The organism is Sphingomonas sp. ASV193 (assembly GCF_040203355.1).
Taxonomy (GTDB): Bacteria; Pseudomonadota; Alphaproteobacteria; order Sphingomonadales; family Sphingomonadaceae; genus Sphingomicrobium.
On the sequence record NZ_JBEHBW010000008.1, the window covers coordinates 1 to 14,149 of the forward strand.

The window sequence follows — 14,149 nt, forward strand, 5'->3', positions numbered from 1 at the left end:
TGTCGATCGATCGCCTCGCCCCGCCGCTGGAGCACGAGTCGCACGGCGATCTGCCGGTGCTCCTGTCGATCCCGCACGCCGGGACCGACTATCCCGACTGGCTGCTTGGCAAATCGACCGGGGGGCGCGTCGCGCTCGAGCCGCTTGAGGATCCGATCGTCGACCGGCTGGCGTGGCGCGCGATCGCCGCCGGGACCGGGGCGGTCGTCGCCCGCACCCCGCGCGCGGCGATCGACTGCAACCGATCGCTCGACGAGCTCGACCCGCTGACGGTCGATTTCGCGATTGAACCGGGCGAGCGGTCGCCGCGGCTCCGCGCCGGGCTGGGCCTCTTCCCATCGCGCACGCCGCGGCACGGCGCGCTGTGGCGGCGGCCGATGACCCGGGCGGAGACCGAGGCGCGGATCGCGCAGGCCTATCGGCCCTATCATCGGGCGATCGCCGAACGGCTAGAGCGGCTCGCGCTGGTGTGCGGCGAGGCGCTGCTGATCGACCTCCACTCGATGCCGCCGCGGCCGCGCGGGCAGCCGCAGGCACAGGTGGTGATCGGCGACCGCTTCGGGACGAGCGCGGCGCCGTGGCTGACCGATCTCGCCGCCGCCACCGTCCGCCGCGCGGGGTTCACCGCGGCGTGCAACGACCCCTTCGCCGGGGGCGAAATCGTGGCGCGGCACGGACGGCCCGCGACGGGGATCCACGCGTTCCAGGTCGAGATCGACCGGACGACCTATTGCCAGGCCGACTGCCGCTCGCCCGGGCCGGGGTTCGAACGGGTCGCGACGCTCGTTGCCCTGCTGGTCGAGCGGCTGGGCTCAGCGATCGAGCAACGCCGGGCGATCGCCGCCGAATGAAAAGAGGCCACCCCGGCTTTCGCCGGAGTGGCCCTTGAGGTCAGGGAGGAACGCACCGATGGGGTGCGAGAGGGCCGCGCAAGAGAGCGTGGCGCCTCATCCTCAAATGGTCGCGAACGGGCCGCCTTCAAGCCGTCGGCCGGGCAGTCCGTCGCTCGACAGTCACGCTTCGGCGGTCGCCGGCGCCGCGGCGCCGGCCCCGGCGGGGCCGGTTCCCTGCGCGACCTGGCGGCCGAAGATGTCGCGCACCAGCGACAGCGAGAAGAGGTGGCTCATGATCACGCCGAGCCCGCCGCTCTGGTTGAGCTTGCGCAGCTTGTCGCCGCTAAGCTCGCGGAATTTCTCCTCGTCGACCATCTGGAAGCCGCGGTAGATGAACGGCTGCTGCGCGCCGTCGGGCTGGATCGCGACCTCGCCCTCCATCAGCAGCTTGAGATCCTGCAGCTCGCGCATGAACGCGGTGGTCCGCTGGCCGGCCTGCTCGAACTGCTCGCAGAAGGCGAGGATCTCGTTGGTGGCGGCAGAGGGCTGCTCGCCGTCGAACAGCTGGGTGTCGCCGCCGGTGTCGACGATCGCGCCCGCGGTCGGGTCGACGCACAGCGACAGCTGGTCGCTGTCCTGCTGGAGCCGGGAGAGCATGAACGGGTAGCGGCGGACATAGGCCGGGATGTAGAAGGTCTCGTCCGGGTTGCGCGGCTGCCCTTCGGCGTCGAAAAAGGTGTTCACCCCTTCGTTGAGGCCCATCAGCGCGAGCGGCACCGGGGCCTCGCCCGACGAGAAGATGATCGGGAAGTGGCGCTGGACGAGGACGAACTCGTCGACCGTGACCGGGACCGCGTGCGTGCGGCCGAGCGTGCGAATGCCGTCGATCCGCTTGAACATCTTGTCGCCATGGACCGGCCGCTGGATCGGCTGGAGGTCGGCGTACAGCGGGGGAAGGTCGTTGGGCGCTTGGCTCGCCATCAGGTCGTCTCTCCGAATAAAGCCGTCCGCGCCAAGCTCTTAGCCAACACCGACGACGAAAAAATGGGATGCGCGCGCTCTAGGGGCAGGGCGGGTCGAAGGCAAGCCGATTGCCAATTCATCCTCTATTCAATCCTTGCGCGCCAGCACCCGCCACGCGAAGGATGTTTTCCCGGTCATGAAGCTGTTTTCCTTTCTTGCGTCGATCGCGGCTTGGCTCGGCGCGGTAACCGGGCTCGGCTCCGGGGGCGGGCAGGACGTGCGCCGCGTCGTCGTGTCCGACGAGATGATCATTCGCGTCCCCGTCGTCCCGCTCCGTTCGACTCCCGCGATCGACTGGAGCGAGCACAAGGGACCGAAGTGCCTCGACAGCAAGCTTGTTACCGGCGCCCGGCTGGCCGGGCCAAACGCGATCGACTTCATGCTGGTCGATCACAGCCGGATCCGGGCGAAGCTGGAAAACCGCTGCCCCGGGCTCGACTTTTACGGGGGCTTCTACCTGTCGACCGGGGACGAGCGGATCTGCGCGAAGCGCGACCAGATTCGCTCGCGAATGGGCGACAGCTGCCGAATCGAGGCGTTCAGGACGCTCGTCCCGGTGCTTAAACACTAGGCTTTCCTTGACTTTTCGCGGTTTGGAAGCATAGCGAATTCATCGCGCGTCGCGCTGGCCGCGATGCCCAAATTCCGGATATGTAAATTCATGCCTTTCGCCGACCTCGGCCTTTCCGATTCCCTGCTGCGCGCCGTCACCGACAGCGGCTATGACGAGCCCACCCCGATCCAGAAGGGGGCGATCCCAAGCGTGCTGATGGGTAAGGACCTGATCGGCATCGCCCAGACCGGGACCGGCAAGACCGCCGCCTTCGTGCTGCCGATGATCGACGTCTTGGGCGAAGGCCGCAGCCGCGCGCGGATGCCACGCAGCCTGATCCTCGAGCCGACGCGCGAGCTCGCCGCGCAGGTCGCCGAGAATTTCGAGAAATACGGCAAGAATCACAAGCTCTCGATGGCGCTGCTGATCGGCGGGGTGCAGATGGGCGACCAGGTCAAGGCGCTCGAAAAGGGCGTCGACGTGCTGATCGCGACCCCGGGCCGGCTGATGGACCTGTTCGAGCGCGGCAAGATCCTGCTCACCGGCTGCGACCTCTTGGTGATCGACGAGGCCGACCGGATGCTCGACATGGGGTTCATCCCCGACATAGAGACGATCTGTAGCCGGCTCCCGAAGAATCGCCAGACGCTGCTGTTCTCGGCGACGATGCCGCCGCCGATCAAGAAGCTCGCCGACCGGTTCCTGACCGATCCCAAGACGATCGAGGTCGCGCGCCCGGCGACGGCGAACACAAACATCGACCAGCGGCTGGTGGTGGTGAAGTCGGACAAGAAGCGCGACGCGCTGCGCGACATATTACGCGAGCCGGGGCTCAAGAACGCGATCGTCTTTTCCAATCGCAAGACGACGGTGCGCGAGCTGGCGCAAAGCCTCAAGCGATCGGGCTTTCGCGTCGGCCAGATCCACGGCGACATGGAGCAACCGGCGCGGATCGCCGAGCTCGACATGTTCAAGCGCGACGACATCAATGTGCTGATCGCCAGCGACGTCGCGGCGCGCGGGCTCGACATCAAGGGGGTTAGCCACGTCGTCAACTTCGACGTGCCGTGGCAGCCCGACGACTATGTCCACCGCATCGGCCGCACCGGCCGCGCGGGCGCGAAGGGGATCGCCTACACCATCGCGACCAGCGCCGATGCCGAGGCGATCGCCAATATCGAGAAGCTGACCGGGATGAAGCTGCCCCGGGTCGGCGACGCGAAGGCGTCGACGCCGGCCGAGCCTGACGGCGAGACTTCGGCGGAAGCCCCTGCCCCCAAGGCGAAGGCGGCGAAGGCCAAGCCGGTTCGCGAGCCGCGCCCGGACTCGCCCAGGGCTCCGCGCACCGACGCGCGAGCGGAAGCGCCCAAGGCGCCACGCACGGAGACGCCAAAGGCGCCGCGCGCGGCCGCGAAAGCCGCTGCTCCCGCTGCGCCCCCGAAGCCGGTCGACGATGCCGAGCCCGAATGGAACGGCCCGGTTCCCAGTTTCCTGGGGCTCAGCGCGCTCTAAGGACAGCCGTCACCCGCGCGGCGGGAGATATTCGAGCAGGCAGATATATCCCTGGTGCGGGTTGTTGCCGCTGACCTCGTCGATCACCCGTCCCTTGGCGGCATGGCCCGGGAGCGGCCGCACCTGCGCCTCGCACTTGGCGGCGCTGGTGACGATCAGGTAGCGCCGGCCCGACCCGCGGAGCGCGAGGTGCCGGGTTTGGGGGAGCAGGGTGAGATAGCTCGCCGCACCAGGATCGATTTCGATCGTCGACGTGCCATAGCGTGAATACCAGAGGCGCGCGCGCGCTTCCGCCGCCGCGCTCGACGGGTAGAGCCGCATCACATAGATCCCGTTGGTCACGACGAGGGCGACCAGCACCAGCGCCAGCTCACGCGATCCGAACCGCATCGCGCTCGATGCCAGCGCCCCGGTGGCCGCCGCGAGCGCGGCCCACAGCAGCATGAACATCCGCGGCTTGGGGTCGATCGCCAGCCCGTAGACCAGCAGCAGGGCGACGCACCCGGCGCCGAGGACGAGTGCGATCAGCGGACGGCGCCACGACGGCTGCAGCCGCGTGCCCAGCAGGGCCGCGGCCCCCAGCGCTCCCCACATCAGCGCCCGGTCGCGAACCGAGGCGAGCAGGTTGAGCCAGGGATCGATCGGCCACCAGACGAGCACCCCCGCCTCGCGCTTCCAGCTGCTGATATAGTCGGGATTGAGCAGCGGGCCGCGGGGCGAATGAAAGCCGTCGGGCAGTTCGGCGCTTGGAATGTTCACATGGCCGAGCGCGAGCCGGTAGCGGGCGAGCGGGTCGCCGCTGCCGATCGCGTAGACCAGCATTTCGCTGCCGACCGCCAGTGCGATCCCGGGCAGCGCCCAGAGCAGCAGCTTCGATCGGTCGAAGCGGCCGCGCAGCAGGACGACGAGGCCCGCGGTCGCGAGAAACAGCAGGCTCGTGTCGCGCGCCTGGAGGGCGAGGCCCGCGAGCACGCCGCTCGCGAAGCCGAGACCGCGCAATTGTCGCCGCACCGCGAGGATCGCGACTGCCAGCGCGCCCAGTTGCAGGGCCAGTTCGGGAATGTCGACGTTCGGATCGAAGGCGGAGGCCGCGAAAACCGGGGTCGCGCCGAGTAACGCCACGGCGAATCCCGCCGCGCGCCGGTCGAACAGCAGGTTGGTGACCCCGGCCAGCGCGGCCAGCGCGGCGAGCCACCAGAGCGCCGGACCGAGCCCGACGCTCATCCTGGACTCGCCGAAAAGGTCGCTGATCAGGGCGATCGGCGCGAACGCCGGCCAGCGCGTCCACCAATGGCTGTGCGGGATGCACGGCGCCCCCGCGGCAATCCAGCAGCGCGCCGCCGCCAAATACTGCTCGTCGTCCGCGCCCGAGCCGACATAGCCGACCGGCGTGACGATCGCCGCCAGCAACGCGATTGCAAACCCGGCCACGAGCCAGGTTCGATGGCCACGCCTGTTCAGGATCGCATCGCTGCCAGCGTCGATATGCATGGCCGATGCCCTATCGGGCGATCGACAAGATATGGTTAACGAGCCCGCGCGCGATAGCGATCGAGAAAGTCGTCCGCGTGCGCCGCGAAGCGCGCACCGGCGATCGCGTCGCGCATCCCCTGCATCAGCCGCTGGTAGAACCAGAGGTTGTGCTCGGTCATCAGCATCGCGCCGAGGATTTCGCCCGACCGGACGAGATGGTGGACATAGGCGCGGGTATAGGTCGTGCACGCCGGGCACGGGCAGTCGGGCTCGAGCGGCGCCTGGTCCTCCGCGAACCTCGCGTTGCGGATGTTGATCGGCCCGTCGGCGGTGAACGCCTGCCCGGTTCGGCCCGACCGGGTCGGCAGGACGCAGTCGAACATATCGATCCCGCGCCGCACCGCCTCAACGATGTCGTCGGGCTTGCCCACCCCCATCAGGTAGCGCGGCTTTTCGACCGGGAGCTGTCCGGGCGCGAAGTCGAGACAGCCGAGCATCGCCGCATGTCCCTCCCCCACCGCCAGCCCGCCGACCGCAAAGCCGTCGAAGCCGATGTCGATCAGCGCCTCGGCCGAGCGCTTGCGAAGCGCCTCGTCGAGCACCCCCTGCTGGATGCCGAAAATGGCGGCGCTTGCGGCATGCTCGCCGCCGCGGTCGAACTCGGCGCGGCTGCGCTTCGCCCAGGCGATCGAGCGATCCATCGCCTCGCGTTGCTTCTTTTCGCTAACGTCGGGGCGGACCAGCTCGTCGAACTGCATGACGATGTCGCTGCCCAGCAGCCGCTGGACCTCGACCGAACGTTCGGGAGTCAGCAGGTGGCGCGAGCCGTCGATGTGGCTGCGGAAGGCGACCCCTTCGTCGGTGACCTTGGTCAGTTCGCTGAGGCTCATCACCTGGTAACCGCCGCTGTCGGTCAGGATCGGACGGTCCCAGTTCATGAAGCGGTGAAGTCCGCCGAGCTTCGCCACCCGCTCCGCCCCGGGGCGGAGCATGAGGTGGTAGGTATTGCCGAGGATGATGTCGGCGCCCGCGGCGCGCACGCCCTCGGGCTTCATCGCCTTGACCGTCGCCGCCGTCCCCACCGGCATGAAGGCGGGGGTGCGGATCGTGCCGCGACGCATGACGATGGTGCCGGTGCGCGCGGCGCCGTCGGTGGCGGCGAGCGAAAAGGTGAAACGGGTCATCGCCCGGCTCCCTAGCCGCCCGCCCGCCGCGCCGCTAGGCAGCGGCGATGATCGAGCCGCTGACCTATGCCGCGCTGACCGCGACCGCCGTCGTCGCCGGCTTCGTCGATTCGATCGCCGGCGGGGGCGGGCTGATCATGATGCCCGCGCTGCTGACGGCGGGCTTGCCGCCGGTCAATGCGCTGGCGACCAACAAGCTGCAGTCGAGCTTCGGTACCTCGATCGCCACCGCCAACTATGCGCGCAAGGGCCTGGTCGACGCGCGCGGCTACGCGCCGACGCTGGCGCTGATCTTCGCCGGGGCGGCGCTCGGGGTGTGGCTGGTGCAGCGGGTCGATCCGGGCGCGCTGAAGCTGGTCATCTCGGCGCTGCTGATGGCGGTCGCGCTCTACGTGCTGCTGAGCCCGCGGATGAGCGACGAGGACGCGCACGAGCGGCTGTCGAAGCGCAGCTATGCGCCGATCGGCGGGCTATTCGGCCTTTACGACGGCTTCTTCGGGCCCGGCGTGGGGAGCTTCTACACCACCACGCTGGTCGGGCTTCGCGGGATGGGGCTGACCCGCGCGACCGCGACGACCAAGCTGTTCAACCTCACCAGCAACATCGCCAGCGTGCTGCTGTTCGCGCTCGCGGGCAAGATGCTTTGGCTGCTCGGCCTGTGCATGGCCGCCGGGGCGATGACCGGCGGCTACATCGGCAGCCACACCGCGATGCGGTTCGGGGCGAAGGTGATCCGGCCGCTGCTGGTGACGCTCTCGCTCGCGCTCACCGCCAAGCTGGTCTGGTCGACGCTCTCGGGTCAGTGAGCGGGGCCGCTCAATAGCATTTGTACAGCGTCGGGCGGGTACCGCGGTCGAGCTTGAGCGGGCCGACATGGGTGCCGTCGGCAAGGTCGATCCGCACGCGGATGGTATTGGGGTCGGCCAGCCCGCTGAAGGTCGCCGGCACCGCCCGCCGCCCGCCGACCGCGCCCATCCCGCGCGAATAGGTGCCGCGCGTGGTGAAGCTTCCATCGCCGCGCGGGGCGACCGCGCCGAGCGTGGCGTTGGCGCAGTCGAGCTCCATCGTCCCGCCATTGGGCCCGAGGTTGAGGATGACATGCTCGCCGCCATATTGCCCGCTCAACCCGTTCCCGCCGAAGGTGGCGCAGCCGGCGATCGGCAGGGCGATGAGGGCGGCGGCGATCAGTCGGCGGTTCATGTCATTCTCCCCGTTTACGCGGCAACAACAGCGACGAATCGCCGTAGGAATAGAAACGGTACCCATTTTCGATGGCGTGGCGATAGGCCGCCGTCATGACGTCGAGCCCCATCAGCGCCGAGACCAGCATGAACAGCGTCGACCTGGGCAGGTGGAAATTGGTCATCAGTCCGTCGACCACGCGAAAGCGGTAGCCGGGGGTGATGAAGATCGAGGTGTCGCCATCGAACGCTTGGACGAGGCCGTCGTCGCCAGCCGCGCTTTCGAGCAGGCGGAGCGAGGTGGTGCCGACCGCGATCAGCCGGCCGCCCGTCCGCCGCGCGGCGTTGAGCCGGTCCGCGGTCGGCTGGTCGATCCGCCCCCACTCGGCGTGCATCCGGTGCGCGTCGGTGTCGTCGGCCTTGACCGGCAGAAAGGTGCCCGCGCCGACGTGGAGGGTCAGCGTTTCGCGCGCCACGCCGCGAGCGTCGAGCGCGGCGATCAGCCGGTCGGTGAAGTGGAGGGCGGCGGTCGGCGCGGCGACGGCACCGGCCTCGCGCGCGAACATCGTCTGGTAATCGGCGGCGTCGGCCTCGTCGATCGCGCGCTTGCTGGCGATGTAGGGGGGCAGCGGCATGGTGCCCGCGCGCCCGAGCAGGAGCTCGACCGGCTCGTCGCCGTGGAAGGCGAGCAGGATCGCGCCGTCGTCGCCCTTCTCGGCGGCGGTGGCGCGAACGCCGTTGCCGAAGTCGATCACGTCGCCAAGCCGGATTCTCCTGGCGTTGCGGACGAACGCCCACCAGCTGCGCAGCCCCTCCCGCTTGTGAAGGGTCGCGCCGATGCTCGCTTCGCCGCGCTTGCCCTCGAGCTGGGCAGGAATGACGCGGGTATCGTTGAACACCAGCACGTCGCCGGGCTGGAGCAAGTCGGGCAGGTCGAGCACCGCGCGGTCCGCGATCCGGTCACCGTCGACCAGCAGCATCCGCGCCGAATCGCGCGGGCGCGCCGGGCGAAGCGCGATCCGCTCGGAGGGCAGGTCGAAGTCGAACAGGTCGACGCGCATCGACGTTAGTTGGCCGGCGCCGCCTCGCCGACCGTGGCGCGGACGATCCGGGTCGGGTTGGCGGGCGGCTCGCCCGGGGCGATCGCGTCGACCGCCGCCATGCCCGAGATCACCCGGCCGAACCCGCTATACTTATGGTCGAGCGCCATGGTCGGCGACAGGACGATGAAGAACTGGCTGTTGGCGCTGTCGTCGGCCTGCGCGCGCGCCATCGAGGTCACGCCGCGCAAATGCGGCAGCCCGTTGAACTCGGCCTTGAGGTCGGGAAGCGTCGAGCCGCCCTGCCCCGTCCCTTTCGGATCGCCACCCTGCGCCATGAAGCCGGGGATGACGCGGTGGAAGGTCAGCCCGTCGTAGAAATGCTGGCGGGTCAGCGTCTGGATGCGCTGGACGGTGAGCGGGGCAATGTCGGGGCGAAGTTGGATCACCACCGTGCCCCCGTTCGACAGCTCGAGCGTCCAGCGGTTCGCCGGGTCGGCGGCGACGGCGGGCGGCGCGACCATCGACGGAAGCGCCGGCGGCGGCGCCGCGCCGGCGAGCGCAAGGGCGATAAAGGGCAATGCGAACAGCGACTTGATCACGAAATGGCCTCCCCGAAAACTGCGATGCGCTTAGTGTCGCCGCGGCGCTGACGCCAGCCTTAACCGCGCAGCTTGGCCGCCACGTCGGCGGCGACCGCGGCGGGAACGAACTTGCCGATGTTACCGCCATAGCGGGCGATTTCCTTGACAAGGTTCGACGCGATCGGCTGGAGCGAGACGTCGGCCATCAGGAAGACGGTCTCGATGTCGTCGTTCAGCTGCTGGTTCATCCCCGCCATCTGATATTCATATTCGAAATCGGCGACCGCGCGCAGCCCGCGCAGGATGACGCTGGCGCCCTGGCTCTCGGCGAAATCCATCAGCAGCGCGTCGAAACTCACTACCTCGACGCTCGGCAGGTCGGCGATTTCGCGGCGGACCATGGAGAGCCGTTCCTCGACCTCGAACATCGGCGACTTCGACGGGTTGGTGGTGACCCCGACAACCAGCCGGTCGACGAGGTGGGTGCCGCGGCGGATGATGTCGAGGTGGCCGAGCGTGATCGGGTCGAACGTCCCCGGATAGACCGCGACGCGCGGGCCGCTCACCGGTCGCGCTCCAGCACATAGTCGGCGATCGCGCGGAGCAGGTCGGCTTCCTCGCCATGACCGTGGAGATGCGCCTTGGCCTGGTCGACCAGCATCGCGCACTGCTGGCGCGCGCGGTCGACCCCGAGCAGCGAGACGAAGGTCGCCTTGCCCGCGTCGGCGTCCTTGTGCAGCCGCTTGCCCGCCGCCGCCTCGTCGCCGCCCTCGTCGAGCAGGTCGTCGGCGATCTGGAAGGCGAGTCCGAGGTCGCGGGCATAGCCGCGATAGGGGGTCCGTCCCTCGTCGGCGATGCGCCCCATGATGCACGCCGCCTCGAGTGCATATTCGATCAGCGCCCCGGTCTTGAGCTGCTGGAGCCGGGTGACGCCGGCCATGTCGAGCGTCTGCCCTTCGGCGGCGAGGTCGAGCATCTGGCCGCCGCCCATGCCGTGAAGCCCCGACGAGCGCGCGAGCTCGAGGATCAGCTCGGAGCGCACGAACGGGTCCTCGTGAGTCGCCGGGTCGGACAAGATTTCGAACGCGAGGTCGTGGAAGCAGTCGCCGGCGAGCACCGCGGTCGCCTCGTCATAGGCCTTGTGGACCGTCGGACGACCGCGCCGGAGGTCGTCGTCGTCCATGCACGGCAGGTCGTCGTGGATCAGCGAATAGACATGGACCGCCTCGATCGCCGCGCCGGCGCGGACCGCGGGCGCCTCGTCGAGCGCGAACAGCCGGGCGGTGGCGACGGTCAGCAGTGGGCGGAGCTTCTTGCCCGCGCCGATCGCGGCGTGGCGCATCGCGGCGAACAGCTGGTCGCGACCGTCGCCGGGATCCTTGAGATAGGTGAGGAACAGCGCGTCGACCGCCTCGGCGACCCGCGCCGCCTCGGCCTTGAGCGACACTTTCTCGCGGACCTCAGTCGGCATCGAACGGCCTGATCCCGGTGGGCTGGCCGTCGGGGCCGAGCGCGATCTGCTCGATCCGCGCCTGCGCGGCCGCCAGCCGCGCCTCGCAGTGGCGCTTTAGCCGGTCGCCGCGCTGGTAGAGCTCGATCGACCGGTCGAGCGGCTCCGCCCCCTGTTCGAGCGCGCGCACGATCTGTTCGAGCTCGGCGAGCGCCGCCTCGAAGCTCAGCGTGACGATATCCTCTTGTCCCATCGGCCCACCTTTCCGCGAAGCGGGCGACAAATCAATTCTTGAACGGGTTCTTGATGCCCGGGACGATCTCGTCCGAGGTGTCGATCCCCGCTTCGGCGGCGAGCGCCGCCTCGGCATCGCGGGCGTGCTGTTCGCGCTCGGCGCGAAGCTGCGCGATCAGTTCGTCGCGGTCGTGGTCGAAGGTCGCATCGACCTGCCCCGCGGTGCCGGCCGCCTTCTGCGCCTTCGCCACCGCCGCGTCGAGCTCGCGCTGGCTGGTGAGGCCGAGCGTTACCGGGTCCTTCGGCTGGATGTTCGCCATGTTCCAGTGCGAACGGTCGCGGATCGCGCCGATCGTGGTGCGGGTCGTCCCGATCAGCTTCGAGATCTGCCCGTCGCTGACCTCGGGATGGTTGCGGATGATCCACGCGATCCCGTCGGGCTTGTCCTGCCGCTTGCTGACCGGGGTGTAACGCGGGCCCTTGGTGCGGGTGACCGGGTCGGGCTCCTTGTGCATCTTGAGCACATAGTCGGGGTCGGCCTGCCCCTTTTCGATTTCCTCGTGGGTCAGCTCGCCGGCGCGGATCGGGTCGCGCCCGGTCAGCTTGGTCGCGGCGGTATCGTCGGCGATCGCCTGCACCTCGAGGATGTGGAGGCCACAGAAGGCGGCGATCTGGTCGAAGGTAAGCGACGAATTGTCGACCAGCCAGGCGGCGGTCGCGTGGGGCATGAGCGGCTGGGCCATCGAGAACATCCCTTGGGCGTTAGAAACAGATGAGGCCGCCCCTTTCCGGAGCGGCCCGCTTGGGATTGCCTGTATCGGGCCGACGCGCCCGAGTCTAGGCGTCGAGCGGGATGTGCCCCGGTTGCGCCACGACCCGCGCCAGCCATCGCTCGACCGCCGGATAATCGGCGAGCCGGTAACCGCCCTCGCCCGCCGTGTGGGTGTAGGCGTAAAGGCAGATATCGGCGAGGCTGAACGCGCCTCCGGCCAGCCAGTCGTGCGAGGCGAGATGGTCCTCCATCAGCTTGAGCGCAGCGATCCCGGCGGCGCGCTTGCCGGGCAGCTGCGCCGCCTGCAGCGGGGAAAGGTTGTCGAGCCCGATCCAGCCGGTCCAGAAGCGCAGCGTCGCGACATTGGGTTCGTGATTATATTGCTCCCAGAACATCCAGCGCAGCATGTCCGCATGATCGAAGCGATCGGTCGGCAAAAGCGCCGACCCGGTCGCCAGCCAGTGACAGGCGGCGTTGCTCTCGGGCAGGAAGCGATCGCCGACCTGGAGCACCGGAATGCGGCCGTTGGCATTGACCGACGCCAGGAATTGCGGCGTCCGCGTTTCGTCGTTCATAATGTCATATTCGCGGCGCTCGAGGCGCGCGCCGATGTGCGCCGCGGTCAGCCTGATCTTGTAGCAATTGCCCGAGCGGGCATATTCGTGGAGGACCAGCCGCTCGCTCATTGCCCGGTCTCGAGCACGATCTTGCCGACGAAATCGCCGCTTTCCATCAGCCGGTGGGCGTCCGCCGCCTGCGCGAGGGGGAAGCTCCGGTCGAGAACGGGCTTGAGCCGGTTGCCCTCGACATAGGGCCAAACGGTGCGCGCGATCTCGTCGGCGACCATCGCCTTGAAATTGGTGTCGCGGCCGCGCAGCGTCGAGCCGGTCATCGTCAGCCGCCGCCGCATCAGCTCGGGGATCGGCACTTCGGCGGTGGCTCCGCGCTGGAAGGCGATCGACACGTGCCGCCCGTCGTCGGCGAGGCACTTGAGGTTCTTCGCGACATAGTCGCCGCCGACCATGTCGAGCACCACCGCGACGCCCCGGCCCTCGGTCAGCCGCTCGACCGCCTCGACAAAATCGCCGGTCCGGTAATTGATCGCCTGCGCCGCGCCGAGGTCGAGCGCGGCGGCGCACTTGTCGTCGGTGCCGCAGGTGACGATCACCTCGAGCCCGAACAGGGCGCCGAGCCGGATCGCCATCGTCCCGATCCCGCTGGTCCCGCCGTGGACCAGCACCGTGTCGCCATCGGCGGCGAAGCCGCGTTCAAACAGGTTGACCCAGACGGTGAACAGCGTCTCGGGCATCGCCGCCGCCTCGGGGAGGCGAAGCACCTCGGGGACCGGCAGGCAGGTTCCCGCCGAGGCGACGCAATAGTCGGCATAGCCCCCTCCCCCGACGAGCGCGCAGACGCGGCTGCCGACCATGTGGCCGAGCCCCTGCGGCGCCGACACCACCGTCCCGGCGATCTCGAGCCCCGGGATGTCGCTGGCGCCCGGCGGCGGCGGGTAGAGCCCCATCCGCTGGAGGACGTCGGGTCGATTGACCCCGGCGGCGGCGACCTTGACCAGCACCTCGCCCGCGCCCGGCCGCGGGGTTGGTCGCGACACCGGCTTCAACTGTTCAGGCCCGCCCGGCGCGGCGATCTCGATCGCGCGCATCACGTCTGGAATCGGCTCGCTCATCGGTGCGAAGGCATATCGGCGGGGACCAAGCCGTCAACCGTTTCGAAAGCGTGAGCCATTATGGACGCGCCCGATGGCTCGTCTGCTACTCATCTTCCTGTCCGCGCTGTCTCTAGCGGCGTGCAAGGCGCCCCCGCCCGGCGAGACCTATGCGCTCGACGAGGCGACGGTGAAGGCGCGTCTGGCCGAGGCCGAGGTGCCGCTGATGGTGTTCGGCGAAGCCGGGGCGAAAATCGACGTCGAGCGAAGCGAGGAAGACGACGGGCGGAAGATCAGCTGGGCGCTGGTCTACGACGGCGACGAAATGTTCCGCTATCTCGCCACCATCGCCCCCGAGACCCCCACCGCGACTCATGTCTCAGTCCAGATCATGCCCGGCGAAGGCGATAAGGCGCAGAAAACCTACGCGCGGATGAAGGCCAATGCCGATATCGCCGCCATGTACGGCCAGGCGATGCTCGAGGAAGTCGACTCTAAGATCGAGCAGCGGCGGTTCAGCATGGCGCCGGTCTACCAGAAGATGATGGTCGCCGCGTTCAATCACCGCGACCATATCTTCCCCCGCACCGACAGCACCTCCAACAGCAGCGCGAAATCGTCCGAGTCGGCCGATTGACAAGATC

17 protein-coding genes are annotated in these 14,149 nt (G+C 68.9%); 5 read left to right on the top strand and 12 right to left on the bottom strand.

Annotated features, from left to right (window positions below):
* Nucleotides 1-851 (top strand): N-formylglutamate amidohydrolase (locus tag ABDK56_RS12465; RefSeq protein WP_349808611.1); only part of this gene is annotated, 851 nt, incomplete at its 5' end.
* 162 nt (nt 852-1,013) lie between these two features.
* On the opposite strand, the gene ABDK56_RS12470 is transcribed toward ABDK56_RS12465, so the two are convergent.
* Nucleotides 1,014-1,814 (bottom strand): SapC family protein, encoded by an 801-nt coding sequence (locus ABDK56_RS12470; protein ID WP_349808612.1) that lies wholly within the window; start codon nt 1,812-1,814, stop codon nt 1,014-1,016.
* A 178-nt stretch (nt 1,815-1,992) separates the two neighbouring features.
* On the opposite strand from ABDK56_RS12470, the gene ABDK56_RS12475 reads away from it, so the two are divergent.
* Both ABDK56_RS12475 and ABDK56_RS12480 read left to right on the top strand, forming a co-directional pair.
* Nucleotides 1,993-2,427, top strand: a complete 435-nt coding sequence (locus ABDK56_RS12475) for a hypothetical protein (RefSeq protein WP_349808613.1) — start codon at nt 1,993-1,995, stop codon at nt 2,425-2,427.
* Between the two features lie 90 nt (nt 2,428-2,517).
* A complete protein-coding gene (locus ABDK56_RS12480) occupies nt 2,518-3,921 on the top strand; it encodes a DEAD/DEAH box helicase (RefSeq protein WP_349808614.1) in 1,404 nt (467 codons plus the stop codon).
* Nucleotides 3,922-3,930: 9 nt separating this feature from the next.
* On the opposite strand, the gene ABDK56_RS12485 is transcribed toward ABDK56_RS12480, so the two are convergent.
* Together ABDK56_RS12485 and tgt are read right to left on the bottom strand one after the other, a co-directional pair.
* Nucleotides 3,931-5,352, bottom strand: a complete 1,422-nt coding sequence (locus ABDK56_RS12485; RefSeq protein ID WP_349808615.1) for an ArnT family glycosyltransferase — start codon at nt 5,350-5,352, stop codon at nt 3,931-3,933.
* 95 nt (nt 5,353-5,447) lie between these two features.
* The gene (tgt, locus tag ABDK56_RS12490; RefSeq protein ID WP_349808616.1) at nt 5,448-6,578 is read right to left on the bottom strand and encodes a tRNA guanosine(34) transglycosylase Tgt; all 1,131 of its coding nucleotides are present in this window, start codon (nt 6,576-6,578) and stop codon (nt 5,448-5,450) included.
* Between the two features lie 47 nt (nt 6,579-6,625).
* Here tgt and ABDK56_RS12495 point away from each other — a divergent pair, with 47 nt between their 5' ends.
* The gene (locus ABDK56_RS12495) at nt 6,626-7,384 is read left to right on the top strand and encodes a TSUP family transporter (protein WP_349808617.1); all 759 of its coding nucleotides are present in this window, start codon (nt 6,626-6,628) and stop codon (nt 7,382-7,384) included.
* Nucleotides 7,385-7,394: 10 nt separating this feature from the next.
* Here the strand turns inward: ABDK56_RS12495 and ABDK56_RS12500 are convergent, their stop codons facing one another.
* The 9 genes from ABDK56_RS12500 to ABDK56_RS12540 all read right to left on the bottom strand — a co-directional run bounded on the left by ABDK56_RS12500 (nt 7,395) and on the right by ABDK56_RS12540 (nt 13,526).
* Nucleotides 7,395-7,778 (bottom strand): hypothetical protein, encoded by a 384-nt coding sequence (locus ABDK56_RS12500; protein ID WP_349808618.1) that lies wholly within the window; start codon nt 7,776-7,778, stop codon nt 7,395-7,397.
* Between the two features lies 1 nt (nt 7,779).
* Nucleotides 7,780-8,820, bottom strand: a complete 1,041-nt coding sequence (queA, locus tag ABDK56_RS12505) for a tRNA preQ1(34) S-adenosylmethionine ribosyltransferase-isomerase QueA (protein ID WP_349808619.1) — start codon at nt 8,818-8,820, stop codon at nt 7,780-7,782.
* A gap of 5 nt (nt 8,821-8,825) precedes the next feature.
* Nucleotides 8,826-9,389 (bottom strand): peptidylprolyl isomerase, encoded by a 564-nt coding sequence (locus ABDK56_RS12510; RefSeq protein WP_502959310.1) that lies wholly within the window; start codon nt 9,387-9,389, stop codon nt 8,826-8,828.
* Nucleotides 9,390-9,460: 71 nt separating this feature from the next.
* The gene (gene coaD, locus ABDK56_RS12515; RefSeq protein ID WP_349808620.1) at nt 9,461-9,949 is read right to left on the bottom strand and encodes a pantetheine-phosphate adenylyltransferase; all 489 of its coding nucleotides are present in this window, start codon (nt 9,947-9,949) and stop codon (nt 9,461-9,463) included.
* The gene (locus tag ABDK56_RS12520) at nt 9,946-10,854 is read right to left on the bottom strand and encodes a polyprenyl synthetase family protein (RefSeq protein ID WP_349808621.1); all 909 of its coding nucleotides are present in this window, start codon (nt 10,852-10,854) and stop codon (nt 9,946-9,948) included. The genes coaD and ABDK56_RS12520 overlap by 4 nt, the downstream gene beginning before the upstream one ends.
* Nucleotides 10,844-11,086: an exodeoxyribonuclease VII small subunit gene (locus ABDK56_RS12525; protein ID WP_349808622.1), complete on the bottom strand. Its 243-nt coding sequence runs from the start codon at nt 11,084-11,086 to the stop codon at nt 10,844-10,846. The genes ABDK56_RS12520 and ABDK56_RS12525 overlap by 11 nt, the downstream gene beginning before the upstream one ends.
* Before the next feature lie 31 nt (nt 11,087-11,117).
* The gene (locus ABDK56_RS12530) at nt 11,118-11,810 is read right to left on the bottom strand and encodes a DUF1013 domain-containing protein (RefSeq protein ID WP_349808623.1); all 693 of its coding nucleotides are present in this window, start codon (nt 11,808-11,810) and stop codon (nt 11,118-11,120) included.
* Between the two features lie 94 nt (nt 11,811-11,904).
* Complete coding sequence (locus tag ABDK56_RS12535) at nt 11,905-12,525, bottom strand: glutathione S-transferase family protein (RefSeq protein WP_349808624.1); 621 nt, start codon at nt 12,523-12,525, stop codon at nt 11,905-11,907.
* The gene (locus ABDK56_RS12540) at nt 12,522-13,526 is read right to left on the bottom strand and encodes an NAD(P)H-quinone oxidoreductase (protein WP_349808625.1); all 1,005 of its coding nucleotides are present in this window, start codon (nt 13,524-13,526) and stop codon (nt 12,522-12,524) included. The genes ABDK56_RS12535 and ABDK56_RS12540 overlap by 4 nt, the downstream gene beginning before the upstream one ends.
* Before the next feature lie 73 nt (nt 13,527-13,599).
* Between ABDK56_RS12540 and ABDK56_RS12545 the strand changes: the two genes are divergently transcribed.
* Nucleotides 13,600-14,142 carry a hypothetical protein gene (locus ABDK56_RS12545; protein ID WP_349808626.1) on the top strand — a complete coding sequence of 181 codons (543 nt, stop codon included), beginning with the start codon at nt 13,600-13,602 and terminating at the stop codon, nt 14,140-14,142.
* Nucleotides 14,143-14,149: the final 7 nt, after the last annotated feature.

Coding starts and splice junctions, on each gene's coding strand:
- ABDK56_RS12470 (WP_349808612.1), bottom strand. CDS start 1,814: ATGGCGAGCCAAGCGCCCAACGACCTTCCCCCGCTGTACGCCGACCTC.
- ABDK56_RS12475 (WP_349808613.1), top strand. CDS start 1,993: ATGAAGCTGTTTTCCTTTCTTGCGTCGATCGCGGCTTGGCTCGGCGCG.
- ABDK56_RS12480 (WP_349808614.1), top strand. CDS start 2,518: ATGCCTTTCGCCGACCTCGGCCTTTCCGATTCCCTGCTGCGCGCCGTC.
- tgt (WP_349808616.1), bottom strand. CDS start 6,578: ATGACCCGTTTCACCTTTTCGCTCGCCGCCACCGACGGCGCCGCGCGC.
- ABDK56_RS12495 (WP_349808617.1), top strand. CDS start 6,626: ATGATCGAGCCGCTGACCTATGCCGCGCTGACCGCGACCGCCGTCGTC.
- ABDK56_RS12500 (WP_349808618.1), bottom strand. CDS start 7,778: ATGAACCGCCGACTGATCGCCGCCGCCCTCATCGCCCTGCCGATCGCC.
- queA (WP_349808619.1), bottom strand. CDS start 8,820: ATGCGCGTCGACCTGTTCGACTTCGACCTGCCCTCCGAGCGGATCGCG.
- ABDK56_RS12520 (WP_349808621.1), bottom strand. CDS start 10,854: ATGCCGACTGAGGTCCGCGAGAAAGTGTCGCTCAAGGCCGAGGCGGCG.
- ABDK56_RS12525 (WP_349808622.1), bottom strand. CDS start 11,086: ATGGGACAAGAGGATATCGTCACGCTGAGCTTCGAGGCGGCGCTCGCC.
- ABDK56_RS12530 (WP_349808623.1), bottom strand. CDS start 11,810: ATGGCCCAGCCGCTCATGCCCCACGCGACCGCCGCCTGGCTGGTCGAC.
- ABDK56_RS12535 (WP_349808624.1), bottom strand. CDS start 12,525: ATGAGCGAGCGGCTGGTCCTCCACGAATATGCCCGCTCGGGCAATTGC.
- ABDK56_RS12540 (WP_349808625.1), bottom strand. CDS start 13,526: ATGAGCGAGCCGATTCCAGACGTGATGCGCGCGATCGAGATCGCCGCG.
- ABDK56_RS12545 (WP_349808626.1), top strand. CDS start 13,600: ATGGCTCGTCTGCTACTCATCTTCCTGTCCGCGCTGTCTCTAGCGGCG.